Below are 26,439 nucleotides of genomic sequence, written 5' to 3'. Positions count from 1 at the left end.
CTCGGGGGGGGGGGGGGGGGGCCGGGGGCCCCCGCGCCTCCCGTCCGTCAGCTGGTCGCCGCGCAACGGTCGCGCCCGTTCAGACGGACGCCTCCGTCCCGCGGACCTTCCCCACCACGACGTCGACGATCCCGGCGATGAGCGCCGCCGCGACGAAGACCAGGGAGACCCCGAGCCCGAGCGGCAGGCCCTGCGAGTAGTCGCCCTTCGTGCTCGCCAGCGACGAGTAGAACACGCTGCCGACCGCGGCGATGCCGATCGCCGAGCCGACGCGGGCCCCCACCTGGATGAGACCACCTGCGGACCCGCCCTGCTGGACCGGTACCTCGGAGAGCGTGAGCGTCTGGTTCGGCGAGATGGTGAGACCCGACCCGATGCCGGCGACGAGCAGCGGCAGCACGAGCCACCAGCCGAGGTCCGGGCCGTAGTGTTCCGCGACGACCCAGACGACCGCGCCGAGGCCGATGAGCACCAGCACGGTGCCGACCACGATGAGCTGCCGACCGAAGCGGTGCACGATCCGGCCGCCGACGGTCGACGCGATGCCCGAGCCGATGGCGAACGGCACCGACGCGACGCCCGCGAGCAGCGCGGAGTACTGCAGGCCCGACTGCAGCGCCAGGGTGAGGACGAAGAACAGCGGGGTGAACCCGGCGAAGTAGACCGTGGCGAGACCGACCCCGAGCGAGAACGACCGACGGCGGAACAGCCGCAGGTCGACCACGGGCTCGTGGTCCCGGCCGTAGCGGCGCTCCCAGAGCACGAACAGCACCGCGAACACCACCGCGGCGACGACGAGCCACCACTTGGCGTTGCTCTTCCACTGCTCCGACTGCACGAAGGGCAGCAGCAGCGCGACGACCGCGGCGCCGAGCAGGACGATCCCGACCGGGTCGAAGTCGTGCTTCTGGCCGCGCTCCGCCTTCGGCGTGGTGGGCAGGTAGCGGAAGGCGAGCAGGATCGTGACGAGCCCGACGGGCAGGTTCACGAAGAAGACGAAGCGCCACCCGTTCTCGGTGCCGAACGCCGTGATGAGCAGGCCGCCCACCAGCGGACCGATCGCGGTGGCGATGCCGACGGTCGCGCCGAACAGGCCGAAGGCGGTGCCGCGCTCCTTGCCGCGGAACAGCTGCTGGATCAGCGCGGTGACCTGCGGGGTGAGCAGACCGCCGGCCAGGCCCTGCACCAGGCGGGCGACGACGAGCACGAACCCGTTCGGGGCGAAGCCGCAGAGCGCGCTCGCCACCGTGAAGAGTGCGACACCGACGACGAACATGCGGCGACGGCCGACGGCGTCACCGAGCCGGCCACCGGGCACGAGCAGCAGTCCGAACGCCAGGGCGTACCCGGACAGGATCCACTGGACGGCCTCGGGGGTCGCGCCGCTCAGGCCGCTCGAGATGGACTGGAGTGCGACGTTGACGATCGACACGTCGAGCAGGACGATGCCGCCGCCGAGCAGGCAGATGACGAGTGCCTTCCACCGGTTCGGGTCCGGGGCGTCGTCCTGCTGCTGCGCCGGTCGTCCGCCGGTCGGCTGCTGCTGGTCGGAGTGCTGCTCGGGGTGTTGCTCGGCCTGCGGCCCCGAGGGCTGCTCGGCGCTCGCGGCGTGGTGCGCGGTGTGGTGCGCGACGGTGGGAGCCGCATCGGGCTCGACGGGTCTGCGGTGTTCGGCTGCCATGACGATGCCACGCTAGGCCGGGCCCTCGGGGCGATCCGCAGGCTGTGCGGTTCTTGTCCCCCGATCCGACCCGCGGACGCCGAGGACACCGCGGACGCCGCGGACGAGCCGGAGGGTCAGCGCCCCGTGCGCTGCAGGCCGTCCGCCGCCCTCCCCAGGAGCCAGTTGACCGCCCAACCGAGCACGCCGACGACCGGCACCAGGACGATGACGAGCGTCCAGACGATCTTCACCGCGTCGCTCCGGCGTCGGTCGCGCCAGACCTGCACCAGCGCCAGCACGTCCAGGGTCAGCAGCAGCACGAGCACCAGCACGTGGGCACCAGCGAGGTTCTCGAACACGTCGTCCTCCTTCGTCGTCGGAGGTCCCACGCTAGGACGCGCCCCGTGTCGGTCGCGTCCCCCGCGAGGACGACCTCGCCCCACCCCGGTCGGCGTCGACCAGACTGGAGCGATGGAGTCGTGCACGTTCTGCAGCATCATCGCCGGCGCGGAACCGGTCACCTGGGTCGAACGCGAGGAGCACGCCGTCGCCTTCGCCCCGCTCCCGGCGTCGGCGCTGGCACCCGGGCACACGCTGGTCGTCCCGGTCGCCCACACCGCGGACCTGCTCAGCGCCGACCCCACCTCGCTCGCAGCCTGCACGGCGCTGGCGCGACGGGTCGGCCTCGCCCTGCGGGGTGCCCTCGGCGCGACCGGGACCGTCCTCCTGCAGGCCTCCGGCACCGACGCCGGGCAGAGCGTGCCGCACCTGCACTTCCACGTGGTGCCCTGCTGGCCGGACGACGGCACGACGCACTGGCCGGAGCCGCCGTCGGCGCACGTGCACGACGGCGATCCGTACGCCGACCTGCGGGCGATGTTCGAGTAGGCGCGGCACCGGATGTCATCCCGGAGGAGCACGTCGGTCCTCCGCTGTGCCGATCCCGCCGTGGGCCGCGGTGCGCTGTGATCGTCCCAGACACGAAAGGCTCGACATGCCCCGCTCCACGATCACCGCTCCCCTCGCCGTCGGCGTGCTCGCCCTCGGCGCCCTGACGCTCACCGGCTGCTCGGCCCTCGGCGACCTCGCCCACGACCGGGTGACCTCCGAGGCCTCGACCCGCGCCGACCTCGACTCCGCACCCGACTGGCTGCCCTCGGACGCCAGCGACATCACCTCGGTCGCAGGCACCGGCGGGAAGGGCTCCGACACGACCCCGACCACGCTGGTCTTCACGAGCACCGACGGTGTCACCGACGACGCCTGCAGCACGACGCCCCGGCAGTCCGCGCCGACGATGGACGTCGACGGTGCGCCGGACGTGTACAAGGCCACCTCGGTGCTGCGGTGCGGCCCGTGGTCGATGACGTCGACGGGTGACCGCTGGGTCGCCTGGACGCCGAACCCGGGCGACGGCGGGTCCTGACGTGCCCCGTCCCCGCGGCCGCCACCGACGCACGAGGACGCGGCGCGCCCGTCCGTTCGGCGAGCACCGCGCCACGGTCGCCGTCGCGGCCCTCTCCGCCGGCCTCGGCGCCCTCGTCGTCACCGGCGCCGAGGCCGCGCACCGGATCGTCGAGCTCGGCGAACGCACCGGGTCGAGCGCCACGGTGGCCGCGATCCTGCCCGTCGTGGCGTGGGTCTTCATCGGGATCGCCCTGTACGTCAGCGCCGTGGTCGCGTCCAACACCTGCGCGACCGTCATCGCCGGCCGCACCCGCTCGCTCGGACTGCAACGTGTCCTCGGTGCCACCGGTCAGCAGCTCCGCTGGCAGGTCACCCGGACCGGGGCGACCTGCGGGATCGTCGGCGCCGCCGTCGGCACCGTCCTCGGCGCGGTCGTCGCGGACGCCGCGCTCGCCGTCGCCGCGGCCGCGGACGTGCTCCCGTCGCTCGGCGTCGTCGCCCCGCCGTCCCTGGTCCCGATCGGGCTCCTGGTCGCGGTCATCACGACGGTCGCGTTCCGCATCGGCTCCCGCGCCGTCCTCACCATCTCCCCGCTCCGCGCGCTCGAGGCCGGCGTCGAGGCCGCTCCCGGCACGACCCGTTCCGTCGGCCGCACGGTGACCGCGAGCACGCTCTCCCTGCTCGGCACGGCGGGGCTCGGCGTCGCCGTGGTGCTCGGCGCGACGAGCGTCGACTCCCTGCTGCTCGCGGTGGCCTGCGGTGCCCTGTCGTTCACGGGCGTCGTGGTCGCCGCCCCGGTGCTGCTCCCCGCCGTCCTGCGGATCGCGGCCGCCGCGTCCGCCCGGTCGGTCGTGCCGGCGATGGCCGCACGGAACTCGCTCCGGGCGCCGAAGCGCACCGCCCGCGCGACGGTGGGGCTGCTCATCGCGGTGACGCTCATGGCCACGTTCGCCGTCGGGTTCTCGACCTACGCCAGCATGCTCCAGGGCCAGGCCGCGGACGACCCCGAGTACTACCGCGGTATCCAGGAGCAGTTCGACCAGCTCGCGGTCATGTTCACCGGCCTCGTCGGTGCCGCCGGGGTCATCGCGGCCGCCGGGGTCGTCGCCGTCACGGCCCTGACGACCGCGCAGCGGGGACGTGAGCTCGGACTGCTCCGGGTGGTGGGCGCGACGCGGCAGCAGGTCCGCGCGCTCGTCCTCGCGGAGACGGCGATCACGGTCGCGGTCGCGGTCGTGCTCGGCGGGCTGCTCGGCACCGCGTACGGCTGGGCCGGGGCGTACACCCTGCTCGGCGCGACGAAGGGTGCGGAACTCATCGCGCCCGTCGTGCCGCTCTGGCTCGTGGTCGTCGTGGTGGTCGGCGCTGCGGGCACCGGGCTCGCCGCTGCGCTCGGCCCGGCGGCACGAGCCGTGCGGGCGGCCCCGGTGACCGCGCTCCGGTACGAGTAGCGCCCGACGGGGCCGGGGGGGGTGTCGCGGGGTCAGCCGGCCGCCCGGCGCACGAGCTCCCGGAGCCGCTGCTCGACCTCGTCGGTCCACTCGACGACGGCGAACGAGGTCGCCCACATCGCGCCGTCGTCGAGCGTGGCGTCCTCCTGGAACCCGACGGTCGCGTAGCGCGCACCGAACTTCGAGGCCGGCTGCACGAAGGTGACGACCTTGCCGTCCCGCGCGTACGACGGGAACCCGTACCAGGTCTTCGGATCGAGCTCCGGAGCGACCTCGGTCACGAGCACGTGGTAGCGCGCGGCCAGGACCTGGTCGAAGCCCTCGAGTGCCTCGATCGCGGCCGTGCACGCCTCGCGCTCGGCCTCGCGCTTCGCGGCGCCCTTCAGCCCGCGCGTCGCCTTCCGTTCCGCTGCTGCCTGCTGCATCGCGGCTCGCTCCGCGTCGCTGAACACCTCGGCCATGCCCGTCTCCCTCACCGATCCGCCCGGTCCGCGACCGGTGCTGACGGCATCCTGGCACCGCCGGTGCGGACCGCGCGACCCGGCGGACGGGAGGCACGGTGCGGGTCGACCACGAGCCTCCCGTCCGTCCCGGCGCACGCCCGTGGCCCACGGACGACAGGAGCGCGCCGGTCCGAGGACCGACGCGCTCCTGTCTGCGCTGGGCTGGGTGTCAGCGGGTGGTGCGTCCGGCGCGGGGCAGGAGCACGCCGAGGACGATCATCGCGACGGCGAGGAAGGCGTGCAGGACGTTGTCGGCGCTGTTCAGCGGGACGAAGTTCGCAGCCCCGGCCATGCCGGCGACGAAGAGGCCGAAGACGAACAGCACGGCGTAGACGATGCCGCCGATGAGCAGGTACGAGCGCGAGCCCGCGGCCGAACGGGCGGCGAGCAGGCCGACGATGCCGAACAGCAGGTGCACGATGTTGTGGAGCACCGACACCTGGAACAGGCCGAGGAGCATGGCCATCGAGCTGTTGCCCGCGAAGGACAGCGTGCCCATGTCCATCGTGAGTCCGGGGATGAACCCGGCGATGCCGACGATGAGGAAGACGATCCCGAAGAGCAGTGCGCCCTTCTGGACGAGGGTCGAACCGGTACGGGGGGTTGCTGCGCTGGACATGTGGTCTCTCCTTGTGTGCGAGGACCGGGTCGTGGTTCCGGTCGGGGACGTGACGCGTGTCACGCTCGGTTGCCTTTCACGGTAGACATGCAGCCTGCTCTCGGTTTCCCCCCGTCCGGGGGCACGCGCCGAACGGACAGGACCCGTCGTACGGTGGGAGGCTGCGGGAACTCGACTGGGACGGCTACCGGAACGTGCGGGACCTCGGCGGGCTCCCCACCCCGTCGTCCCCGACCGGTGCGACGCAGCGCGGCCGGATCGCACGCGGTCCGCGCCGCGAACTGCTCACGGACCGGGGCTGGCAGGACGCACGCGTGTGGGGGCTCCGGTCGGTGGTCGACCTGCGGTGCGCCGACGAGGTGGGGCGTCGCGAGGGCGATCCCCTCGTCGCTCCGGACGCCCTCACCGACATCACCGTCGTCGCGGCCCCGACCGAGGACCAGGACGACCCGGAGTTCCGCGAGGTGTGCTTCCCGATCCTCGACTCCCCCGAGTACTGGCGGCACAACTGGCGGATCCTGCCCGACCTGGTGCTCGGTGCGCTGCGGGCGATCGCGGACGCGCCGTCCGGGGTGCTCGTGCACTGCAGTGCGGGGCGCGACCGGACGGGCATGCTCAGCACACTGCTGCTCGCGAACGCCGGTGTCCCGCCGACGGTCGTCGCCGAGGACCACGCAGCCTCCGTCCGCGCGATGGCCGGCACCGGGACCCACGCTCCGGGTGACCGCCAGGCGACCTGGGATGCCGACCAGGTGACCGAGTGGCTCGCCACCGTCACACCGATCGTCGAGGACGTCGCCGCCGACGTCGACGCGGCGTTCGCCGCCGTCGGTGCCGACGACGACCTGCGCGCACGGTTGCGCGCCCGACTCACCACGCCCTGACCACGCGGGAGCCGTCGGACGGGAGGCACGGTGCCGGCCCGCACCGCGCCTCCCGTCCGTCAGCTGCGCCCCGCCGTCGACTGCTCAGGTCGGTCGTGCGGTCACGGTCCGGGGACGGTGACGCGGACGGCGCTGATCCGCCCGGCGCGCGTGCGCGCCGTGGTGTCCGGGTCGTAGCTGTCGGCGGTGGCGAGGTAGAGGGTGCGACCGTCCTCGCCGCCGAGCGCGCAGTCGATCGCGCACAGGCCGGGGGCGTCGATGCGGTCGGTGACCTCGCCGCCCGCGACGACGCGGAGGAACTCCCCCGTGTCCACCGAGCAGACCCAGATCGCGCCCTCGGCATCGACCGTGCTGCCGTCCGGCGTGACGCCCTCGGGCAGCGCCGCCCACTCGCGTCGGCCGGTGAGCGACCCGTCCGGCTCGATGTCGAACGCGGTCAGGCGACCACCCCAGGTCTCGCTGACCACCAGGGTCCGCGTGCCGGGGAGCACGTTCGCGCTGTTCGGGAACACCAGGCCGTCGGCGGCGAGCCGGGCGGAGCCGTCCTGGTCGACGACGTAGAGCGGTCCCGGGCGGAGTTCCTCGCCGCCGTACAGGTCGTAGCCGAACGCGCCGACGTACGTCCGGCCGGTCGCCTCGTCGACGACCAGGTCGTTGAGGAGCGACGGTTCGGTCGACGACAGGTCGGCGAACGGCTCGTTCGAGCCGTCGGGACGCACGACCTGGATCGTCCGGGCGTTCATGGCACTGACGATCAGCCGACCGTCGGCGAGCCACCCGAGGCCGGACGACTGGCCGTCGATGGTCGTCTCGAGGCGTGGTCGCGCGTCCGCCGCACCGGGGTCGACCGAGAAGACCTCGCCCGTGTGCATGTCGGAGTACCAGAGCCGGCCGTCGTGCCAGCGGTTGCCCTCGGGGAAGCGGATGCCGGAGACGACCTCGGTCGCGGAGTCGATGGTGGTGTGCACCCGTCCAACCTGCCACTCGGGACTGGCGGTCACCTGGCGCTCGTGGCCGGGGTCCAGCCGAGCTCGGGGCCGAGCCGACCGGCCATGTCCTCGATGATCTGCGCGTAGTCGTCGGGTGCGAACGAGAACGGCAGCGCGAAGGCGACCTCCGTCGCCACCTGGTACCCGGCGTCGGCGCGGAGTCGATCGGCGATCTCGGCCGAGCTCCCGACCAGGTCGGCGGCGAACAGCAGCTTCCCCGGCCCCTGCGGGACCCCGACCCGACCGGCTCGCGCCGCGGCGTAGGCCCGGTACCGCTCGACCTGCTCCGGCGTCGCCGAGTCGGTCGGGATGACCACGAGGCCCTGCGAGACCCGCGCCGCAGCAGGATCCGGGTGCGCGTCGAGGTAGGCGTCGACCTGCGCGCGCTGGTTCGCGGCGAAGTCCGTGCCGACCTCGCTCCGGGTCACGCTCGAGGTGAGCAGGTGGAAGCCGTGCTCGGCCGCCCACACCGCGGACCGCGTGCTGCCGGTGCCGTACCAGATCCGGTCGGCGAGACCCGGGCTCTGCGGTTGGACGGTCGTGGCGAACTCCTCGATCCCCCGGCGCTCCACGGCCGCCGTGACGGGGTCGCCGCGCACGAGGTCCCGGAAGCGCAGGAGTCGGTCGTTGCCGAGGTCCTCGTGCTCGGCGGTGTCCGGGTGGATCGCGTCACGGTAGAGGTCGTAGTGCATGGGCGTCCCCACGGAGAAGCCGGGCTGCAGCCGACCGCCGAGCAGCACGTCCACGGTGCCGAGGTCCTCGGCGAGACGGAACGGGTTCTCGGCGCCGATCGGGGTGACCGCGGTGCCGAGGGCGATCCGCGAGGTGCGCTGCGAGGCTGCGGCAGTGATCGCCACGGGCGACGAGATGCCGTGCTGCAGGTGGCGGTGCCGGAGCCAGGCACTGTCGAAGCCGAGGGCCTCGGCTCGCTCGATCACGCGGAGCGTCTCCTCGTGGCCGTCGGCCGGGCGCACGGGGTCGAACGAGCCGATGGTCAGGAAGCCGAGGCGCTCGAGGGGCCGGTCGTCGGAGGGCATGCTCCGATCGTCGCAGACCGGGGCGCGGGGCGTCGGTGGTCCCGACGTATCCTGGCTGCATGAGCATGGAAGGCGCTGCCTGGAGCTCGCTGTACAAGATCTCGTCCGCGAAGGACGCCGGGCGGGGCTTCTCCCGCGAGTCGCTCCGACGGATCATGACGTTCGCCGTGCCCTACAAGGTGCAGCTCGTGGTGTTCATCGCTCTGTCCGTCGTGGGGGCGTTCCTCGCGGTCGCGACGCCGGTGCTCGCCGGCCAGGTCGTCGACGTCATCGCGGCCCGCGGCGCCGTGTCGACGATCGTCTGGTTGGCCCTGGTCATCGCGCTCGTGGCCGTCGCCGACGCCGCGTCGTCGCTGCTCACCCGCTGGTACTCGGCGCGGATCGGCGAGGGCGTCATCCTCGACCTCCGCACCGCGGTGTTCAACCACGTGCAGAAGATGCCGATCGCGTTCTTCACCCGGACCCGGACCGGCGCGCTGGTCAGTCGGCTGAACAACGACGTGATCGGCGCGCAGCAGGCCTTCAGCGGGACGCTCTCCGGCGTCGTCACGAACTCCGTGGCACTCGTGCTGACGCTCGTCGTCATGCTCAGCACCTCGTGGCTGGTGACGGTCATCGCCGTCGTCATGCTCCCGGTGTTCCTCGTCCCCGCACGCCGGATGGGCAGCCGCCTCGCCGCGCTCCGCCGCGAGGCCGCCGACCACAACTCCGCGATGAGCACGCAGATGACCGAGCGGTTCTCCGCACCCGGCGCGACGCTCGTCAAGCTGTTCGGGCGCCCCGACGAAGAGGCCGAGGAGTTCCGCGTCCGCGCCGCCCGCGTGCGGGACATCGGCGTCCGCACCGCGATGCTGCAGTTCGTCTTCGTGACCGCGCTCATGCTCGTCTCGGCGCTCGCGCTCGCACTCGTGTACGGGCTCGGCGGCACGCTCGCCCTCGGTGGCCAGCTGAACACCGGCGACGTCGTCACCCTCGCACTCCTGCTCACCCGCCTCTACGCACCGCTCACCAGCCTGGCGAACGCGCGCGTCGAGATCATGAGCGCCGTCGTGAGCTTCGAGCGCGTCTTCGAGGTGCTCGACCTCCGGCCGCTCATCCAGGAGAAGCCCGACGCCGTCACCCTGCCCGACGGTCCCGTCGCGGTCGAGTTCGACGACGTCCGCTTCGCCTACCCGTCCGCCGACAAGGTCTCCCTCGCCTCGCTGGAGGAGGTCTCCACGCTCGACACCCGCGGCGGTGACGAGGTCCTGCACGGTGTCTCGTTCCGGATCGAGCCCGGGCAGACCGTCGCCCTGGTCGGGTCCTCCGGCGCGGGCAAGTCCACCATCGCGCAGCTGCTCTCCCGCCTGTACGACGTCGACAGCGGTGCCGTCCGACTCGCAGGGACGGACGTGCGCGACGTCACCTTCGCGTCACTGCGGCACACGATGGGCATGGTCACGCAGGACGGGCACCTGTTCCACGAGACGATCGGCGCCAACCTGCGCCTGGCCCGACCCGAGGCCACCGACGACGAGGTGTGGGACGCCGTCCGACGTGCGCGCCTCGAGCCGCTCATCCGGTCGCTGCCCGACCAGCTCGACACCATGGTCGGCGAGCGGGGCTACCGACTGTCCGGCGGCGAGCGCCAGCGCATGACGATCGCCCGGCTCCTGCTCGCGCAGCCCCGCGTCGTGATCCTCGACGAGGCGACCGCCGCGCTCGACTCGACGTCCGAGGCCGCCGTGCAGGCCGCCCTGAGCGAGGCGCTCGACGGTCGCACGGCGATGGTCATCGCGCACCGGCTGTCTACCATCCGGAGCGCGGACCTCATCCTGGTCATCGAGGACGGCTCCGTCGTCGAGCGCGGCACGCACGAGGAACTCCTCGCCGCGGGCGGCCGGTACGAGGAGCTGCACCGGACCCAGTTCGCCGTCCAGGCGGACCAGGCGCCGGACCCCGCTCCACTCCCGGAGACCAGCGTCCGCTAGCGCCTCCCGTCGCGGCACCTCCACCTGCACGACACCTCAGCCGATCCGCCGAACCTCGGGGGCGACATCGGAGCACCGTGGGCAGCACCGGACCCACAGGAGGAACCATGCTGCTCGAGGGCAAGACCATCGTCGTCACCGGCGGGAACAGCGGGATCGGTGAGCAGATCTGCCTCGCCGCTGCCGCCGAAGGCGCGAACATCGTCATCGACTACGTCGCGCACCCGGAAGCGACCGACTCGCTGATCCACCGCATCGAGGAGGCCGGCGGCCGCGCGGTCGGGGTCGACGCCGACATCACGCGCGCGTCCGACCTGCACGCGATGGTGCAGAAGGCCGTGGACGCGTTCGGTTCGCTCGACGTCCTCGTCAACAACGCCGGGATCGAGGACCGCAAGTCGCTGCTCGAGGAGACCGAGGACGGCTACGACGAGGTCATGGCCGTGAACGTGAAGAGCGCGTTCTTCGGCACTCAGGCGGCCGCGAAGCAGTTCATCGCACAGGGCAACGGCGGGCTCGTGCTCAACATCTCGAGCGTGCACGAGGACTGGCCGATGCCCGGCAACCTGGCCTACTGCGTGTCGAAGGGCGGCATGCGGATGCTCGCCCGGAGCGGCGGCGTGGAGCTCGGGCCGCATGGGGTCCGGATCGTGAACATCGCTCCCGGTGCGGTCGACACCCCGATCAACACGGCGACGACCTCCGATCCCGACAAGCTGGAGCAGCTCGACGACGCGATCCCGCTCGGGCGCCCGGCGAAGCCGCACGAGATCGCCGAGGTCGTCGTGTTCCTGGCGTCGGGCAAGGCCGCGTACATGACGAGCACCACCGTCACGATCGACGGCGGGATCTCGCAGGGCAGCGTCGGACTCTGAACGTCACCCGCTGACGGACGGCCACCACCTGCACGTCCCAGGCCCCGAGCGACAGCTCGGTCCCCGCCGCGAGCGCCGCGCCGTCGAGGACGTCCTCCGCGTCGACCGGCACGGTGAAGGTGCTCGGCGTCCAGGACCAGTTGTGCACGACGTGCACGGTCTCGCCGCGGGCGTTCGTGGCGGTCTGCACCGACTGGGTCTCCGACTGCGGCCGCCAAGCAGTCGCTCCGTTGCCCCGCTCGACCGCCCAGGCGGCGATCGCCGCGGCGAGCGCCGGGTCCGGCACCGTCCCGACGTACGTCACCCGTCCCGCACCGTGGGCTCGGGTGGTCACCGCGGCGAACCGGCCGTGGTGCGGGTGGTCGTAGTCGACGAGCACGTCGGCGTCGTCGACGAGCAGCCCGTCCGCCCAGCGGGTCGCCGTCGCGCCGGTCGGCACCGTGAAGCCGTGGTCCGCGGCAGCAGCGCCCGCGGACACCGGTACGCGTCGGCCGAGGTTGCTGAACTCGTCGTAGTGCACGCCGGCCGCGGTGTCGAGGAAGGCCGGCTTGCGCTCGAGTCGGGCGCGGGCCTCCTGGTCCTCGTACCCGGTGCGGATGCCGACGACCAGGTGTCCGCCGGCTTCGGCGTAGTCCGCGAGCCACCGCAGCTGGTCGTCCGTCGCGATGGTGAACGCCGCTGCGACGAGGACCGGGCGCTCCCGGGCGACCACGGCTGGATCGCGGTCGAACACCTGCGAGGAGTGCACCGTGTTCGCCTGCAGGCCGGCCTCGAACACCCCGCGGGCGAACGCGTCGTACACGGTCTGCCACGAGCGGCGGTCGGGCTCAGCGCCGTCACCGAGCGCCGGGTGCTCGTTCAGCGCCCACTTCGACTCGTTCGAGAACAGCAGGGCGACGTCGGCGTGCGGCCGGAGCCCGGCGACCCGGTCACCCGCGTGCCGGAACTCGGCGCCGATGCGGGCGATCTCCTCGTAGGTGCGCCCCGGCTGCTGCGAGTGCGGCAGCACACCGCCCCAGTAGGTCTCGACACCGAAGTGCAGCGTGTGCCAGTGCCAGTACTCGATCATCGACGCCCCGCGGGAGACCAGCGCCCACGCCGCCTGCCGCCACTGGCCCTCGTAGGCGGGTTCGTTCATCCACGAGAAGCCGATCGCCTGCGCGTTCGTCTCGGTCACCAGGAACGGGGCCTGCTTCGACCCGTACATCCGGTCGCCGGTCGCGACGACGGACCACGCGCCGGAGGACGTCCAGTACTGCGGGGCCTCGTCCGTGTTGGGCAGTTCGAGGGCGTCCTGCATCCGGTAGTACGGGTTGCCCGCGGTGACGTCGAGGGCCCGGGTGAGGGCGTCGTCCTCCACCGTCGGTCGCTCGTAGGAGATGCAGGTGGTGACGAACTGGTCCTCGCGGGCGTACTCGCGCACGATCTCGGCCTGCCACGCGATGAAGTCCGTCGTGAGGGACGCCTGGAACCGGCGCCAGGCGAGGTCGTACTGCGGCTGCACGTTGCCGTCCGGTGTCCACAGGTCCGCCCAGGTCGACAGGCGGTGGGACCAGTAGGTCAGGCCCCACTCCTCGTTGATCCGCTCGACGCTGCCGTAGGTGTGGCGGAGGTGGTCGACGAAGCGCTGGAAGACCTCGGGGTTGGCGATGAGCTCGTTCCCGGGCTCGTTGTCGACCTGGTAACCGATGACGGCCGGGTGCTCGGCGTACCGGGCGACGATCTTCCGGATGACCCGCTCGGCGTGGAACAGGAAGGCCGGGTGGGCGTGGTCGATCTCCTGGCGGGCGCCCCAGCCCATCGGCTCCCCCGCCGTCCGGCGTCGCACGTTCACCTCGGGCACGATGCGGGCGAGCCACATCGGCAGCGCGTAGGTCGGCGTGCCGAGGATCACGCTGATGCCGTGCTCGTGCGCCGCGTCGAGCACGGGCGCGAGCCACTCGAGCTCGAACCGGCCGTTCTCCGGCTCCCAGGTGCTCCAGACGGACTCACCGACCCGGATCACCGTGAAGCCGGCCTCCTGCATGAGGCGCATGTCCTCGTCGAGCCGTGGGGTGGGCTGGTACTCGTGGTAGTACGCGGCGCCGAAGAGGACGCGGTCGTGCTGCATGGTGCGGGGTGCTCCATTCGTGGTGCGGTGGTCCGTGGTGCGGTGGCCCGTGGCGCGGTGGCCCGTAGCGCGGTGGCTCGTGGTGCGGTCCGAGGTGTCGGTCATCCCTTGACCGCCCCCGCGGTCAGGCCGTCGAGCAGCTGCTTCCGGAGGAGCAGGAACACGAGGATCGTCGGCACGCTCGCCAGCACGGCGCCGGCGAGGACGAGGTCGTACGACCGGTTCTCCGATGCGAAGATCGCGTTCAGCCCGAGCGGCAGCGTGTACTGGTCGGAGTTCGACACCAGCACGAGCGGCCAGAGGAACGAGTTGTAGCTCTGCAGGAAGCTCCACACGGCGAGCGCCCCGAGGGACGGCCGGAGCAGCGGGAGCACCACGCGCCGGAAGGTCCCGAACTCCGAGTTGCCGTCGATGCGAGCGGCCTCGATGATCTCGTCCGGGATCGACTGGGTGATGAACTGCTGCATCATGAAGATCCCGAACGCCGGCGCCACCCAGGGCACGATGAGCGAGAACCAGGGGTTCGCGAGCCCCGACTTCACCACGAGGATGAAGAGCGGCACGAGGATCACCGCGAACGGGACCGACAGCGACGAGAACATCACCGCGAACAGGACCCGCTTGCCCCGGAACCGGAACTTCGCGAACCCGTACCCGGCCATCGCGCACACGAACACCGACACGACGGTGGCGATCACGGCGGTGCCGACGCTGATGCCGAACCACGCCCAGAACGGCTGCGTGGTGAGCAGGTTCACGTAGTTCTCGCCGGTGGCCGGGCTCGGGATGAGCGTGGGCGGCGTGGAGAAGATGTCGCCGCGGCGCTTGAACGAGCCGGACAGCGCCCACAGCAGCGGGAACACGAACACGAGCAGCAGCACCACGAGCGTGGCGTAGAGCAGCCCTCGGCGGGCGATCCACCCGGGGGTGCGCGGCGGGCCGGACCGTGGGCGGCGTGCGCTGCCCCTGGTGGTCACGGCCTCGGTGACGGTGGCGGTCATGCGTCCCTCCCGATGGCGAGTGCGCGGTTGAGGATCTGGCTGACGCCGAAGACGACGGCGAAGAGCACGACCCCGGCGGCGGCGGCGTATCCGAACTGCTGCCGCTCGAACGCGGCGCGGTAGATGAACATGGCGACGGAGAGCGTCGCTTCGCCCGGGCCGCCCTTCGTGAGCAGGTAGGGCTCGTCGAACAGCTGGGCGGCGCTGATGAAGCTCGTCACCACGACGAAGGCGGTCACCGGGCGGATCGCCGGCAGGGTGACGTTCGTGAACTTCCGGAAGGTGCCGGCCCCGTCGAGCGAGGCAGCCTCGTACTGCTCCGGGGAGACGTTCTGCAGCGCGGCGAGGAAGAAGATCGTCAGGTACCCGACCGTGCGCCAGAGGAGCACGAAGCCGATCGCGACCTTCGCGAGCGTGGGGTCGCCGAGCCAGTCGGTGTCCGGCAGCCCGAACAGTGCCCCGAGCGTGGCGTTGAGCAACCCGTAGTTGGTGTCGAAGACCAGGCTGTAGATGAGCGCGATGACGATCGGCGACAGCACCATCGGGATGAAGAACGTGACGCGGAACAGGTCACGCGCTCGGAGTCCCTTGGCGTTCAGCGCCTGCGCGACGAGGAGCGAGACAGGCACGATGACGAACACGGCGATGAGCGTGTAGATCAGCGAGTTCACCAGGGCCGTGCCGAAGCTCGTGTCCCGGAACAGGTTCGCGTAGTTCCTCAGACCGATCCAGTTCGGCGTCCCGAGGCCGACCCACTCGGTGAGCGACAGGTACAGGGCGGCGAGCACCGGCACGATCATGAACAGGCCGTAGAGCACGTAGAACGGCGCGATGAACAGGTACGGGGCACTGCCGCCGTTCGTGTTGAGGCGGCGCCGCCTGCCCGGTGGATCGGCTGCAGCGGGCGGAGCGGACACCGGGATGCCGGTGGCGGTGGATGTGGACAACGTCGTCCTCCTCAGGCGCGGGTCTGGCCGCGGAAGTCGGCCGCAGCGGCGTCGAGCGCCTGCTTCGGGGAGATCTGGCCCTTGTAGGCCTTGATGAGGTAGCCGCTCAGGACGGTCTGCAGGATGGCTGCGTTCGCGCTCTGGTGCTGCGAGGGCACCTCGTCGATGACCGACTCGTAGACGCCGAACAGCTGCTGCCCGCCGAAGTACGGGTCGCTCAGCGCTGCGAGCCGCGGGTCGTCGTACACCGAGCGGAGCGTCGGCAGGTACCCGAGGTCCTCGTACCGCTTCACCTGCTGGTCGGGGTCGAGGTACGCGGCGAGCACGAGGTCGATGCCGGCCTGCGTCAGGGGCTTGTCGCGGAGCACCGCGAAGCCCGTCCCGCCGCCGACGCTCGTCGTGCTCCCGCCGCCGGCGAACCGCGGCAGGTTGCGGACCCGCCACTTGCCCTCCTGCTCGGGCACGTTCGGCTTGATGCCGTAGCTCGCGTACCAGGAGGGCATGTCGACCGCCAGGATCGTGCCGCCCTTGAGCCCGGACTGCAGGCTCGGGCCGTACATGTCGGCGACCGTGGCGATCGCGCCGGACTGCACGCCGTCGACCAGGAACTGCAGGGTGCGCTCGGCCTCGGGCGTCTGGATCGCGATGTCGCCGGACTCGTCGTACAGGTCGCCTCCGCGCTGCAGCAGCAGGATCTGGTAGCTCTGCAGCGTGCCGCCGGGGTCGGTGACCGCGACCGCGTGGAGCGCGACACCCTTGCTCTTGTTGAGCTTCGCGCCGACCGCCATCGTCTCCTCCCACGTGGCCAGGTCGTCGGGGATCCCGAGCGCCCGGAACTGGTCGGCACGGTGGTAGTAGACGCAGAGCGGGGTGTCCGAGTCGAGCGCGTACAGGCGCCCGTCCTTCGAGAACGGCGTCAACCGGGCGCTGATCAGGTCGTCCCGCTTCGACGCGACGGACGACGACAGGTCGCTCAGCAGCTCCTTCGCGATGTCGCCGCGGAGCATCCGGCAGAACGCGCCGATCTCGAGACCGGCGACGTCCGGCGTCCCCGTCCCCGCGACCGCCTGCGCGATGAGCTTCGTCGGGATGTCCGCCGCCGCGATGGTGGTGATGTCGAGGGCGTAGTCGAACCGCGACCCCCGGTCAGCGACCGGGAGCGCCTCGGTGAAGAACTTCTCGTAGCCGGGGTCGTGCGTCCAGAAGGACAGGTCGGCCCTGCCCGAGCGGACCGCCGCGGTCGACTGCGGCGAGCAGGCGGCGAGCAGCCCGCTCAGTGCGAACGCACCGCCGGCGGCGGCGCCCCAGCGGAGCAGGTCGCGCCGGCTGGGCGCTCGGTGACCGTCACGGACGGGAGGCACGGCTCCCGTCGTTCCGGGAGGTCGCGTTGGTACTGGGGTCACGTGCTGACTCCTGACGTCGTCGTCGGGGTGATCGATGGGTGTCGGCGAGCGCTCGTGAGCGCTCACTCGCCGGACCGACGCGAGTTGCGCCTCCCGGCCGGGTTCAGTCGATGGGGCGGAGGTGGTGGCGCTCGGCGGAGGGCGGCGCGCTGGTGGCGCGCGTGATCAGCTGCCCCGGGAGCATCCGGTGCCGCTCGGCGGGCGGGTGGCCGTCGAGGGTGCGGAAGAGGCGGTGCATCGCGAGACGGGTCGACTCGTCGAAGTCCTGGCGGATCGTGGTCAGGGGTGTCGGCAGGAAGGCGGCGATCGGCATGTCGTCGAACCCGACGATGCTGACGTCCTGCGGCACGGACAGCCCGGCCTGCTGGATGGCGGACATGGCGCCGATCGCCATCTGGTCGTTCGCGACGAAGACCGCGGTGACGTGGGGACGGGCGAGCAGCGACCGCATCGCGTCGTGGCCGCTCTGCGGCGACCAGTCCCCCTCGACGGGTGCATGCTCGGCGACACCCGCGTCCTGCAGGGCGGCGCGCCAGCCCTGCTCGCGGCGGACGCTCGACGTCCAGTTCGCCGGGCCCGCGATGTGCCAGACGGTCTCGTGACCGAGGGCGAGCAGGTGGTCGGTTGCTGCGAAGGCGGCACCGCTCTCGTCGAGACCGACGGCCAGGGTGTTCTCGCGGTCGGCGACGTCGGGCGGGCCGAGTGTCAGGACCGTGACGCCGGCCGGCATGCGCAGTTGGTCCATCTGGTTCTCGACCGGCTCGGACAGGACGATCGCCTCGACGCCCTGCTCGACGAGGGAGTCGACCGCGGGCTGGAGCTCCTCGGCCGAGGCCGTCACCGTGCGGACGATCGACAGGGCGTAGCCGTTGGAGCGGCAGGCCTGCTCGACGCCGGTGAGCATCGCGGTCGGGCCGTACAGGTCCGTGCCGATCGTGATGATGCCGACGCGGCGGGAGCGCTGGGACTTGAGGGTTCGTGCGGCGGCGTTCGGGCGGAAGCCGAGCTCGGCGATGGCGGACTCGACCTTGGAGCGGACGGCCTCGGTGACGTGGGGTTCGCCGTTGACCACGCGCGAGACGGTCTTCTGCGACACACCGGCGAGGGCGGCGACGTCGGTCATCGACGCTGGGCGGAGGCGGCGCACGGGGGCGATGTCGCTCATGGGCCAGCTCCTTCGCTGCGTCGGGTGGTCACCCGCTGAGCGGGTGTGGGAGCAAGACAACCACGCGGCTGACTACGTAGTCAAGAGGGTTTCGACAGTGCGGACGTGAGGCGCCGCTGCCGCGGTACGCTCAGCCGAGGAACGACGAGCGACGGCCCGAGGACAGGGAGACGAGATGACCGCGGACCACCGAAGGGTCGGACCACGCTCGAGGTCGGCCTCGGCATCGTCGCCGGAGCGGATCCCTGACCGATGCGGACGGTGAGGGAACACGTCCGTGCGGTGATCGCCGTCGTCACTGCGGCGACAGCGATCGTCGTCATCACCGGTTGCAGTGGAGGAGGCCCCGTGGACTCGGAGAGCAACGGGCCCGTGAGCACTGCCGAGGCCCGGCAGTCCGTGCAGGACATCGTCGACCGGACTGCCTCCTCGCTCGAGGGCGATTGGGAGGTCTCCAGCGGGCCCTCGGTCGAGCAGTGCAGCAAGAGCGACGGCAGCGACGGCGCTGCCTACAGGTACATCACGGCTCTCGCGGAGCCGACCGGTGAACCCGAAGCGGACATCGCCGTCGTCGAGAAGCTGTGGGAGGAAGCCGGGATCACCACGCAGCCGTACGAGAGCGGGGGCGACGACCCGATCCTCGGTCTCCGCGGCGCAGGTGGCCCGACCACGTCCATCAGCTTCCTGGCGGACACCCGTCGGTACACGGTCTCAGCAACGTCCGAATGTGCTGACGGGGACGCCGTCGAGATGCAGGGCAACGGGGAGTGACGAGCGGCGGAGATCCTCGACGGGATCAGTGCGCCCCGAGCAGCTCGACCCCGTAGCTGACGACGACCGCCCGCAACTCCTCCAGGTACGTCTGCGCCTGCTCCGTCAGGGGCACCGAGGAGTGCGCGATCCACCCGATCTCGATGCGCTCGTCGACGTCGAGCGGGATGGCGACGATCTCCGGGTCGAGGTCGTCACTGATGAGCCCGGTCGAGATCGTGTACCCGCCGAGCCCGATCATGAGGTTGAAGATCGTCGCCCGGTCCGACACCCGGATCTCCCGCTTGCTCGACATCGTCGACAGGATCTCCTCGGCCAGGTAGAAGGAGTTGTTCGCACCCTGATCGAACGTCAGGCGCGGCAGTTCGGCCAGGTCGTCGAGCGTCGCCCGCTCCTGCGACGCCAACGGGTTCCGCCGGGCGACGAAGACGTGCGGCTGCGCGACGAAGAGCGGTGTGAACACGACCCCGGCGTCCCGCATCAGCTTGCCGAGGACCTGCCGGTTGAAGTCGTTGCGGTAGAGGATGCCGAGCTCGCTCCGCAGCGTCCGGACGTCCTCGATGATGTCCCACGTGCGGGTCTCGCGCAGCGAGAACTCGTACTGGTCGGCGTCGGCGCCCTCGACCATCCGCACGAAGGCCTCGACCGCGAACGAGTAGTGCTGGGCCGACACCCCGAGCAGCCGGCGCGACGCCTGGCGCCCGACGTACCGCTGCTCGAGCAACGACACCTGCTCGACGACCTGGCGGGCGTACCCGAGGAACTCGACGCCGTCGACGGTGAGCACGACCCCACGTGCGGACCGGGTGAAGAGCGGCCGGCCGATGCGAGCCTCCAGGTCCTTCATCGCAGCCGACATGGTCGGCTGCGAGACGTAGAGCAGGTCTGCGGCCGCGCTGATCGATCCTTCGGAGGCGACCTCGATGAAGTACCGCAGCTGCTGCAGGGTGATGTCGTTCGCAACGCGAGCCATAGGAACAGGCTATGCGACTGGATAGCGTCTCGGTATTACCTGATGACCCGCGCCTCCCGTCATGATCGGAGGACCTTCCCACAGTGCCCGCGGGCGCTCGACGACCGGACTCCGGACCATGGCGAACGACATCACCTTCAGCATCAGCAGGACACGCTTCGACGAGGACTACTCCCCCGCCGAGAGCTCCCGCCTGACGACGAACTTCGCGAACCTGGCCCGCGGGGAGCACCGCCAGCAGAACCTCCGCAACGCGCTCGCGCTGATCAACGGGCGCTGCAACGACCTGGCCGGTCACCCGGACGCGGATCGCTACCGCGTCGAGCTCGACATCGTGTCGGTGACGATGCAGTTCGAGGACGGCGGTCTGGTCGAGCGCTTCCCCTTGATCGAGGTGCTCGACGTCACGATCGTCGACCAGCACTCCGGCGAGCGCCACCAGGGCATCGTCGGCAACAACTTCTCGTCGTACCTCCGCGACCACGACTTCGCCGTCCGCCTGCCGTCGGCTCCCTCGCTCCCCGCCGACTTCGGGCTGCTGCACGGACAGCTCTTCCAGCACTTCCTGCGGTCGGACGCGTTCCGGTCGGAGTTCGACGCGGAGCCCGTCGTCTGCATCAGCGTCTCGACGAGCCAGACCTACCGACAGACGGGCTTCGTGCACCCGGTCCTCGGTGCGGAGTACGAGCACGAGCACTCGTCGCTCACCGACGACTACTTCGGTCGCATGGGCATGCAGGTCCGGTACTGCATGCCGCCGGGGTCCAAGGCGCCGCTCGCCTTCTACTCGCGCGGCGACGTCCGCACCGACTACTCGAACCTCCAGTTGATCGGCACCATCGCCACCATGGAGACGTTCCAGAAGATCTACCGGCCGGAGATCTACAACGCGAACGAGGTCGCGCCGAGCACGTTCCGCCCGACCCTCGACCACGACGACTGGACGTCGACCGGCATCGCCTACGACCGCGAGGAACGCAGCCGCCTCGGCGTCACGCAGGGCCGGTGGACCGAGGAGCACCTCGTCACACCGCACCGCGACTTCCTCGACCGCTGGCTCGCCGAGCAGACCGCACACGCCGGCCAGGCTCTTCCCGCCGCCCCCGCTGCCCTCACCCACTGACCGACTGGACCCCCACGCGCATGAGCACGCTCCTCCCCACCGCGATCGTCGGCAGCCTGCCGAAGCCCTCCTGGCTCGCCGAGCCCGAGCGACTCTGGTCCCCCTGGCTGCTCGAGGGTGACGCCCTCGTCGAGGGCAAGCAGGACGCGCTCCGCTCCGCTGTCCACGAGCAGGAGCGCAGCGGCATCGACATCGTCAGCGACGGCGAGCAGACCCGGCAGCACTTCGTCACCACCTTCATCGAGCACCTGGACGGCATCGACCAGGAGCGCAAGGAGACCGTGCGCATCCGCGACCGCTACGACGCCGCCGTGCCCACGGTCGTCGGCGCGGTGAGCCGCCCGGAGCCGGTGTTCGTCGAGGACGCGAGGTTCCTCCGCGCCCAGACCGACCGGCCGATCAAGTGGGCACTCCCCGGCCCGATGACCATGATCGACACCCTCTCCGACCAGCACTACAAGAGCCGCGAGAAGCTGGCGTGGGAGTTCGCGACGATCCTCAACCAGGAGGCACTCGAGCTCCAGGAGGCCGGCGTGGACGTCATCCAGTTCGACGAGCCAGCCTTCACCGTCTTCCACGACGAGGTGCAGGACTGGGGCGTCGCCGCACTCGAGCGCGCCGCCGAGGGCCTGCGCGCCGAGACCGCCGTGCACATCTGCTACGGCTACGGCATCGAGGCGAACAACCGGTGGAAGGAGACCCTCGGCGCCGAGTGGCGGCAGTACGAGCAGTCCTTCCCGCTCCTGCAGCAGTCCTCGATCGACATCGTCTCCCTCGAGTGCATCCACTCCCACGTCCCGCTCGAACTCGTCGAACTCATCCGCGGCAAGAAGGTCATGCTCGGCGCGATCGACGTCGCCACCGAGCAGGTCGAGACGCCGGAAGAGGTCGCCGCGGTCCTCCGCCGCGCCCTCGACCACGTCGACGCCGACAAGCTCATCCCGAGCACGAACTGCGGCATGGCGCCGCTGGCGCGCGGGGCGGCTCTGCAGAAGCTCGGTGCGCTCTCCGCGGGTGCGGACATCGTGCGCGCCGAGCTCGCGAACGTCGCGGTACCGGCAGCGCGGTAGTCCCCTGCTCCGCAGGACGGCTCGCCCCAACAACGGGGCGAGCCGACCGCCGTGTCCCCGCCTGCGCTGGTCTCGATCCGGCCTGGAGGCAGGGGTCGCTCCTGGCGGGTCGGTCACATGTGTGGGCACCTGCGCGTCGGCGCGGGGCTGGCCGCCAGTCAGCTCGAGTTGGTCACCTCCTGACCGCCGCGGCTCATCTCATCGACGTCGCTCGCCACGCCCTGCGAGCTCCCGTTCGATGACGGCTGAGGCGATGCGGTCCGGAGTGAAGAGCCGCTGCGCCAAGGCATGTACGACCGCCGTCACGCCACCCGCAGACACGATGGCAGCACCTGCAGCACGTACCTGTCCGTTGATCCAGATCGTCGCATCCCGTCGTTGCCAAGCAACCGTCCGCGCCGGGCCGTCCAGGTCTCCCAGAGCCCAGTCCGCATATCGGCAGAGGTCCTCGAACGTCGACCAGACGCCCCCTGCAGCTGCATAGGGCGACCCGGTCATCGTCCACGGCTCGACGGGCCGACCAAGCCTCCGCGGCACGACTCTGGCTGTCTCCAGTGGAGCTGTCGTGGCCGTGGTGATGCCCGCTGGTTCGAGGACCTGCTTCCGTACCGTTCGGAACCAGTTGCCGTCGACGTCGTCGAGTAACTCACCGAGCAGGGCGTAGCCGAGGTTCGAGTACGCAAACTGTCCGCGGTCTCCGCTGCGAACGACGCTGTCCGGATCCAGAGGGGCTCCGATCGTCGGAAGGTACGGATCGCGGAACGGCACCAGTCCCATACCGACGTGCAGGCGAGGGAGTCCCGAGGTGTGCTCAATCAGGTCTTGGACGGTGAAGTCAGCCTCCGGGAACCAGGGCGCGAACTGACGGACCTCGCGATCAAGCGGAAGCACCATCGTCGCAGCGGTCCCCACGAGTCCCTTGGTGATACTTCCCCACTCGACCAGAGCAGCCCTTGCGTACGGCCCGCTGGCGGGACGCACAGAACGCCAGCCCCGCTCGTCGCCGATGCTCGCCCGCCAGTGTCGCCGTACTCTCAACAGATCTCTCATCAACTGTCTCCTCTCGACAGCCGGCCAATGCGCGGCGTAGCAGGGCCGCCCGGCGGTGCAAGCGCACCACGTGATGGTTCACGAAGAGAAGGTCGTACGCCGCCATGACGAGCGCGAACGACGTGAGCCCCATCAGCACTGCAATCGCCAGATGGAACGTCAGCATCACCGCAACAGCCAACGGTCTTCCTTGGCGGAAGAGCACGAGCACTGGGAAGAAGACCGATGCGAGCACGGTCGCGTACGCGCCGATGACGAGAACCCAATCCGATTGCAGGACGAACGGCGTCACGCCGGGCAGGAAGAACTCCGGAACGCTCAGGATGTAGTACAGCGCGGTTCCGTCCTGCCACAGCTGACCCTGGACCTTGTACAGGCCCGCCATGAGGTACACGACCACGACCTGCGTCACGAGCAGGAGGAGTCCGGTGTTGTTGCACACGCTCGCGATCACCCCGACGGGCTCGGAACGGATTCGACGAACGGTGAAGGCGGAGTAGCACCGCGTGAGGAGGAGGAAGCAAGTCGCCGTTGAGGCGAGCGCGTCGCCGCCGTCCATGAGCCCCGGATTCGCCATGTACAGCGACCAGAGCAGCTTGCAACCTCGGCGTCGGTCCGATCACTCGATGGGCGGCCCTGGTCGAGTGGTCAGCGTTGCCGGACGGGATCGCTCCAACACGGGAACGGCTTTGTGCGCGCCGAGCTCGCGAACGTCGCCGTGCCGGTAAGGCGGTAGCCCCCGCTCCGCAGGTAGCCTCGCCTCTGCAACGGGGCGAGCCGTCCGTCAGATGCCCAGCTCGGTCCGGCTTGGAGGCGCGGGTCGATCGGGCGATCAGGTCGCTGTCGTCATTCCTGGCCTTCGAGGCTCATCTTGTCGAAGTCACCCGGGACGCAAAGCGAGCTGCCGTCGATCGTGTACCCGCGGGGATCCGCGCGGAAGTCGGACGACTCCACCGGGCCACCCCTGCCTCGAACGCCGAGGATGGGGTCCTCACCGCCGGTCTGGTACCGCTCCGTTGTGACCCCGAGCTCCTTCCAGTGCCGCTCCACCGCCTCGACGTCGGCCTTCGGGTCAGCGCTCGCTGGGCGAACCTTGGCGTAGACGTACTGCACGCCCCCTTGTCCCAGGCCGACACCACACTTCCCGAGCCCGGGGCCCTCACCGATCTCCCAGCCGTCCCCCACCACGTCGGTCGATCCCTCGACGAACGTCACGATGGACTGCTTTGCTTCTTTCGTGTTCATGCCAGACCTTTCGGTGCAACCAGTGAGAATGGTGACGGCGAGCAGCACTGCCCCGACCGACCTGACGACGGAGACGGTCTGCCGCCTACTTGACCTCACTCGAGAGTTCCTTCCGCATCAGTTCGCTTCTGCGACATCGGGGGAATCACTTCGTCAACCGTTCAGGTTGGCCCGTGGTTGCGTATGCAACGTTTTGTAGCGACTGCGTGTCCTTGTCCAGATAGCCGCCGCCGTACCATGTGTGTACGCCGTGGTCGCGAACTGGATTGAGGCCTGGCGCCCCGTCGGCGCCGAAGCTGGTCGCACCGAACTCCGGCGCAGTCGGATCCTGATGGTGATCGGAGCTGAGGCCCCGACCGACCGCCGCCCACTCGTCGCCACCCCAGTGCTCGATGATCGGCTTCGCCACTTCCGCTTGTCCGGCGTACACCCTATCGGCGTGGATGTCGTCCGCTCCGTGGATGCTGTCCGGAATCCCGGCCGACGCGATGGCGGTGAACGAATCCACGTGCACGCCCTCCGTTGTGAGTGCGTAGGACGCTGTCGTCGTGCCGTATGAGTGCCCGAGGACGTTGACCGTCGGCATTCCTCCGGCCCTCGTCGCATCAAGCCCCTTGATCGAGGCAGCCAGCTTCTCGCCGCCGGCCTTCGCGTAGTTGCTGCCGAAGACGGTGAAGCTCGCCGGAGGGACCGGCGGTGCTTCGTATCCCATCCAGGCGACGATGGCGTTCGTGGAACCACGGCCGGATGGGGTCGCCTTCGCCTGCTCGCCGTAGACGTTCTGAGCGGCGCTCGTCCAGTCGGTCATACTGCCCGTGCTCGATCCCATCCCCGGTACCGCCCACGTGACGTTGGTCGCCTCGTCGAGATCTCCGATGGACACCGCCGCCAGGGGCGGGTGGTCTGTGCTGAGCATCGTGAGCGTTCTGGTTCCGTTGCGACCGTTGGGGTTGAGAGAAGACTTGATTGATTCGAGTGCGGAGAGGTCTGCCGCGTCCTCCCGCGCCTCCGCACTGTAGACGCGATCTGGGCGACCGATGTCGTCGAGGAACTGCTTGGCGGATGCGATGCGGCGGTCGAGAACGGCGACGTTCGCGGCGCCGCGTGCCCAGTACGGAGCCCCTTCGAGGTTTCCCAGAGCAGTCAGCACCGAAGTCGGGAGGAGCGCGAGCTCCGCTGCGTCTTCCCGGGTGAGCCCGAGGTCCGACCACATCGCCGCGACCTCGGTCGGGCTCATCCCATCGGCGAAGAGGCGCTGGACACCGCGGACGAGCTCGTCGTCGATCACCTTGTCGATCCTGGCGTTCGCCAGCGACCCGCCGCTACCGGCTTGTTCGAACGCATCAGCGATGCGGTCGATCCATGCGGCATCGGCCCGGTTCTCCACGAGGAACCGATCGAATCCAGTCACGAATGTGCACCCGTCGATCTGCACCCAGGAGCACGAGACGGTGAATGCCTCCCAAGCGCTGGCAAGTGTTGCTGCCTTTCCCTCGGCGGCCGCGTCCTTGGCCCGGCTGACGGTGCTGAATTCTCGCAGTCGCGCTGGGTCGGCCGAGCTACGACCGTTTCCTGTGCCGCCCCCGGAGCGCGTGCGTTCCCGGGGTGCGAAGGCCGCGTGGATCGTCGGTGGTCGGATGGCGACCTCCGACGGTTTCGGCGCACGGATGGCGGCTGGGGGAAGGGTGGTGGTGGTATCGAGCAAGGACATCGCTGCGACGCGCTGGCGCTCACGTTCGGCGTCGTTCCAAGCTTCGAGGGCGTCCAAGCGTTCCTGTTCGGCCTGCGCAGCGGACTCGGCTTCGCGTATCTGCCCGACAAGGTCGTTCAGCACGGACGCCAGCTTGCCCCGGTCAGCTGACTCGGCCGAAGCAGACTCGGTGAACCGGTCGGCGTAGACACCGGCAAAATCAGCCGCTGCCTCCTCGACCGCAGACCGGCGGGTCCCTGACTGAGCGCGGAGCTCGTCTTCCGCCGACGTGGCCGCCCGGATGACGGCGCTCGCTGCAGCCACATCGAACTCGATCTTCCCCATGATGTCCCCCTCAGGCCCATCCCAGTCGGAACCCCGACCTTACCGGGGAGCAGCACGCTAGCGCGGGTATTCCACACATTGCGCAGCAACCGTGCGGGGTCCTCGCCGCCTTTCTGGTACCGCTCGGGCGGAACAGAGATCCTCGGCA

The 26,439-nt window shown here is 70.5% G+C and carries 25 protein-coding genes; 9 read left to right on the top strand and 16 right to left on the bottom strand.

Annotated features, from left to right (window positions below):
- Positions 1–79: 79 nt before the first annotated feature.
- Together M3666_RS15655 and M3666_RS17215 are read right to left on the bottom strand one after the other, a co-directional pair.
- Entirely contained in the window at positions 80–1,681 is a 1,602-nt protein-coding gene (locus M3666_RS15655) for an MFS transporter (protein ID WP_251155737.1), read from the bottom strand.
- A 116-nt stretch (positions 1,682–1,797) separates the two neighbouring features.
- The gene (locus M3666_RS17215; RefSeq protein ID WP_066658679.1) at positions 1,798–2,022 is read right to left on the bottom strand and encodes a PLDc N-terminal domain-containing protein; all 225 of its coding nucleotides are present in this window, start codon (positions 2,020–2,022) and stop codon (positions 1,798–1,800) included.
- A gap of 112 nt (positions 2,023–2,134) precedes the next feature.
- Between M3666_RS17215 and M3666_RS15645 the strand changes: the two genes are divergently transcribed.
- From M3666_RS15645 to M3666_RS17210, 3 genes are all read left to right on the top strand, one after another.
- The gene (locus M3666_RS15645; protein WP_251155736.1) at positions 2,135–2,551 is read left to right on the top strand and encodes an HIT family protein; all 417 of its coding nucleotides are present in this window, start codon (positions 2,135–2,137) and stop codon (positions 2,549–2,551) included.
- A 106-nt stretch (positions 2,552–2,657) separates the two neighbouring features.
- A complete protein-coding gene (locus M3666_RS15640; RefSeq protein ID WP_251155735.1) occupies positions 2,658–3,089 on the top strand; it encodes a hypothetical protein in 432 nt (143 codons plus the stop codon).
- A gap of 1 nt (position 3,090) precedes the next feature.
- A complete protein-coding gene (locus M3666_RS17210) occupies positions 3,091–4,521 on the top strand; it encodes an FtsX-like permease family protein (protein WP_251155734.1) in 1,431 nt (476 codons plus the stop codon).
- Positions 4,522–4,553: 32 nt separating this feature from the next.
- On the opposite strand, the gene M3666_RS15630 is transcribed toward M3666_RS17210, so the two are convergent.
- Both M3666_RS15630 and M3666_RS15625 read right to left on the bottom strand, forming a co-directional pair.
- Positions 4,554–4,982, bottom strand: coding sequence for a hypothetical protein (locus M3666_RS15630; RefSeq protein WP_066656185.1), 429 nt, complete (start codon positions 4,980–4,982; stop codon positions 4,554–4,556).
- A gap of 211 nt (positions 4,983–5,193) precedes the next feature.
- Positions 5,194–5,643: a DUF4383 domain-containing protein gene (locus M3666_RS15625; RefSeq protein WP_066656188.1), complete on the bottom strand. Its 450-nt coding sequence runs from the start codon at positions 5,641–5,643 to the stop codon at positions 5,194–5,196.
- Positions 5,644–5,699: 56 nt separating this feature from the next.
- Here M3666_RS15625 and M3666_RS15620 point away from each other — a divergent pair, with 56 nt between their 5' ends.
- Positions 5,700–6,527: a tyrosine-protein phosphatase gene (locus M3666_RS15620; RefSeq protein ID WP_308301859.1), complete on the top strand. Its 828-nt coding sequence runs from the start codon at positions 5,700–5,702 to the stop codon at positions 6,525–6,527.
- 101 nt (positions 6,528–6,628) lie between these two features.
- On the opposite strand, the gene M3666_RS15615 is transcribed toward M3666_RS15620, so the two are convergent.
- A complete protein-coding gene (locus tag M3666_RS15615) occupies positions 6,629–7,495 on the bottom strand; it encodes an SMP-30/gluconolactonase/LRE family protein (protein ID WP_251155732.1) in 867 nt (288 codons plus the stop codon).
- Between the two features lie 29 nt (positions 7,496–7,524).
- Entirely contained in the window at positions 7,525–8,553 is a 1,029-nt protein-coding gene (locus M3666_RS15610; protein ID WP_251155731.1) for an LLM class flavin-dependent oxidoreductase, read from the bottom strand.
- A gap of 59 nt (positions 8,554–8,612) precedes the next feature.
- Between M3666_RS15610 and M3666_RS15605 the strand changes: the two genes are divergently transcribed.
- Both M3666_RS15605 and M3666_RS15600 read left to right on the top strand, forming a co-directional pair.
- Positions 8,613–10,523, top strand: a complete 1,911-nt coding sequence (locus M3666_RS15605; protein WP_251155730.1) for an ABC transporter ATP-binding protein — start codon at positions 8,613–8,615, stop codon at positions 10,521–10,523.
- A 107-nt stretch (positions 10,524–10,630) separates the two neighbouring features.
- Positions 10,631–11,398: an SDR family NAD(P)-dependent oxidoreductase gene (locus tag M3666_RS15600; protein WP_251155729.1), complete on the top strand. Its 768-nt coding sequence runs from the start codon at positions 10,631–10,633 to the stop codon at positions 11,396–11,398.
- Here M3666_RS15600 and M3666_RS15595 read toward each other — a convergent pair.
- The 5 genes from M3666_RS15595 to M3666_RS15575 all read right to left on the bottom strand — a co-directional run bounded on the left by M3666_RS15595 (position 11,355) and on the right by M3666_RS15575 (position 18,024).
- Positions 11,355–13,613 carry a beta-galactosidase gene (locus M3666_RS15595; RefSeq protein WP_251155728.1) on the bottom strand — a complete coding sequence of 753 codons (2,259 nt, stop codon included), beginning with the start codon at positions 13,611–13,613 and terminating at the stop codon, positions 11,355–11,357. The two genes, M3666_RS15600 and M3666_RS15595, sit on opposite strands and share 44 nt — an antisense overlap.
- Complete coding sequence (locus tag M3666_RS15590; protein ID WP_251155727.1) at positions 13,610–14,509, bottom strand: carbohydrate ABC transporter permease; 900 nt, start codon at positions 14,507–14,509, stop codon at positions 13,610–13,612. Before M3666_RS15590 ends, M3666_RS15595 begins: the two co-directional genes overlap by 4 nt.
- Complete coding sequence (locus M3666_RS15585) at positions 14,506–15,456, bottom strand: carbohydrate ABC transporter permease (protein WP_251155726.1); 951 nt, start codon at positions 15,454–15,456, stop codon at positions 14,506–14,508. Before M3666_RS15585 ends, M3666_RS15590 begins: the two co-directional genes overlap by 4 nt.
- Positions 15,457–15,467: 11 nt before the next feature.
- Positions 15,468–16,817 (bottom strand): ABC transporter substrate-binding protein, encoded by a 1,350-nt coding sequence (locus M3666_RS15580; RefSeq protein ID WP_251155725.1) that lies wholly within the window; start codon positions 16,815–16,817, stop codon positions 15,468–15,470.
- Positions 16,818–16,962: 145 nt separating this feature from the next.
- A complete protein-coding gene (locus M3666_RS15575) occupies positions 16,963–18,024 on the bottom strand; it encodes a LacI family DNA-binding transcriptional regulator (RefSeq protein WP_251155724.1) in 1,062 nt (353 codons plus the stop codon).
- A 282-nt stretch (positions 18,025–18,306) separates the two neighbouring features.
- Here M3666_RS15575 and M3666_RS15570 point away from each other — a divergent pair, with 282 nt between their 5' ends.
- A complete protein-coding gene (locus M3666_RS15570; protein ID WP_251155723.1) occupies positions 18,307–18,795 on the top strand; it encodes a hypothetical protein in 489 nt (162 codons plus the stop codon).
- Between the two features lie 25 nt (positions 18,796–18,820).
- On the opposite strand, the gene M3666_RS15565 is transcribed toward M3666_RS15570, so the two are convergent.
- On the bottom strand, positions 18,821–19,768 hold the full coding sequence (locus M3666_RS15565) for a LysR family transcriptional regulator (RefSeq protein WP_251155722.1): 948 nt from the start codon (positions 19,766–19,768) through the stop codon (positions 18,821–18,823).
- Positions 19,769–19,886: 118 nt separating this feature from the next.
- On the opposite strand from M3666_RS15565, the gene M3666_RS15560 reads away from it, so the two are divergent.
- Positions 19,887–20,891, top strand: a complete 1,005-nt coding sequence (locus M3666_RS15560; protein ID WP_251155721.1) for a putative oxygenase MesX — start codon at positions 19,887–19,889, stop codon at positions 20,889–20,891.
- Positions 20,892–20,911: 20 nt separating this feature from the next.
- A complete protein-coding gene (locus M3666_RS15555; protein WP_251155720.1) occupies positions 20,912–21,961 on the top strand; it encodes a methionine synthase in 1,050 nt (349 codons plus the stop codon).
- 198 nt (positions 21,962–22,159) lie between these two features.
- Here M3666_RS15555 and M3666_RS15550 read toward each other — a convergent pair whose 3' ends face one another.
- From M3666_RS15550 to M3666_RS15535, 4 genes are all read right to left on the bottom strand, one after another.
- The gene (locus tag M3666_RS15550; RefSeq protein WP_368859912.1) at positions 22,160–22,942 is read right to left on the bottom strand and encodes a serine hydrolase domain-containing protein; all 783 of its coding nucleotides are present in this window, start codon (positions 22,940–22,942) and stop codon (positions 22,160–22,162) included.
- Positions 22,839–23,570 carry an HTTM domain-containing protein gene (locus M3666_RS15545; RefSeq protein ID WP_251155718.1) on the bottom strand — a complete coding sequence of 244 codons (732 nt, stop codon included), beginning with the start codon at positions 23,568–23,570 and terminating at the stop codon, positions 22,839–22,841. The genes M3666_RS15550 and M3666_RS15545 overlap by 104 nt, the downstream gene beginning before the upstream one ends.
- Before the next feature lie 287 nt (positions 23,571–23,857).
- Positions 23,858–24,226, bottom strand: a complete 369-nt coding sequence (locus M3666_RS15540; RefSeq protein ID WP_251155717.1) for a hypothetical protein — start codon at positions 24,224–24,226, stop codon at positions 23,858–23,860.
- A 175-nt stretch (positions 24,227–24,401) separates the two neighbouring features.
- Positions 24,402–26,291, bottom strand: coding sequence for an alpha/beta hydrolase (locus M3666_RS15535; protein ID WP_251155716.1), 1,890 nt, complete (start codon positions 26,289–26,291; stop codon positions 24,402–24,404).
- Positions 26,292–26,439 lie beyond the last annotated feature (148 nt).

This window comes from Curtobacterium sp. ODYSSEY 48 V2 (genome assembly GCF_023712625.1).
Taxonomy (GTDB): Bacteria; Actinomycetota; Actinomycetes; order Actinomycetales; family Microbacteriaceae; genus Curtobacterium.
The sequence above is the reverse complement of the archived record's forward strand: the minus strand, read 5'-3'. Positions and strand labels throughout refer to the sequence as shown.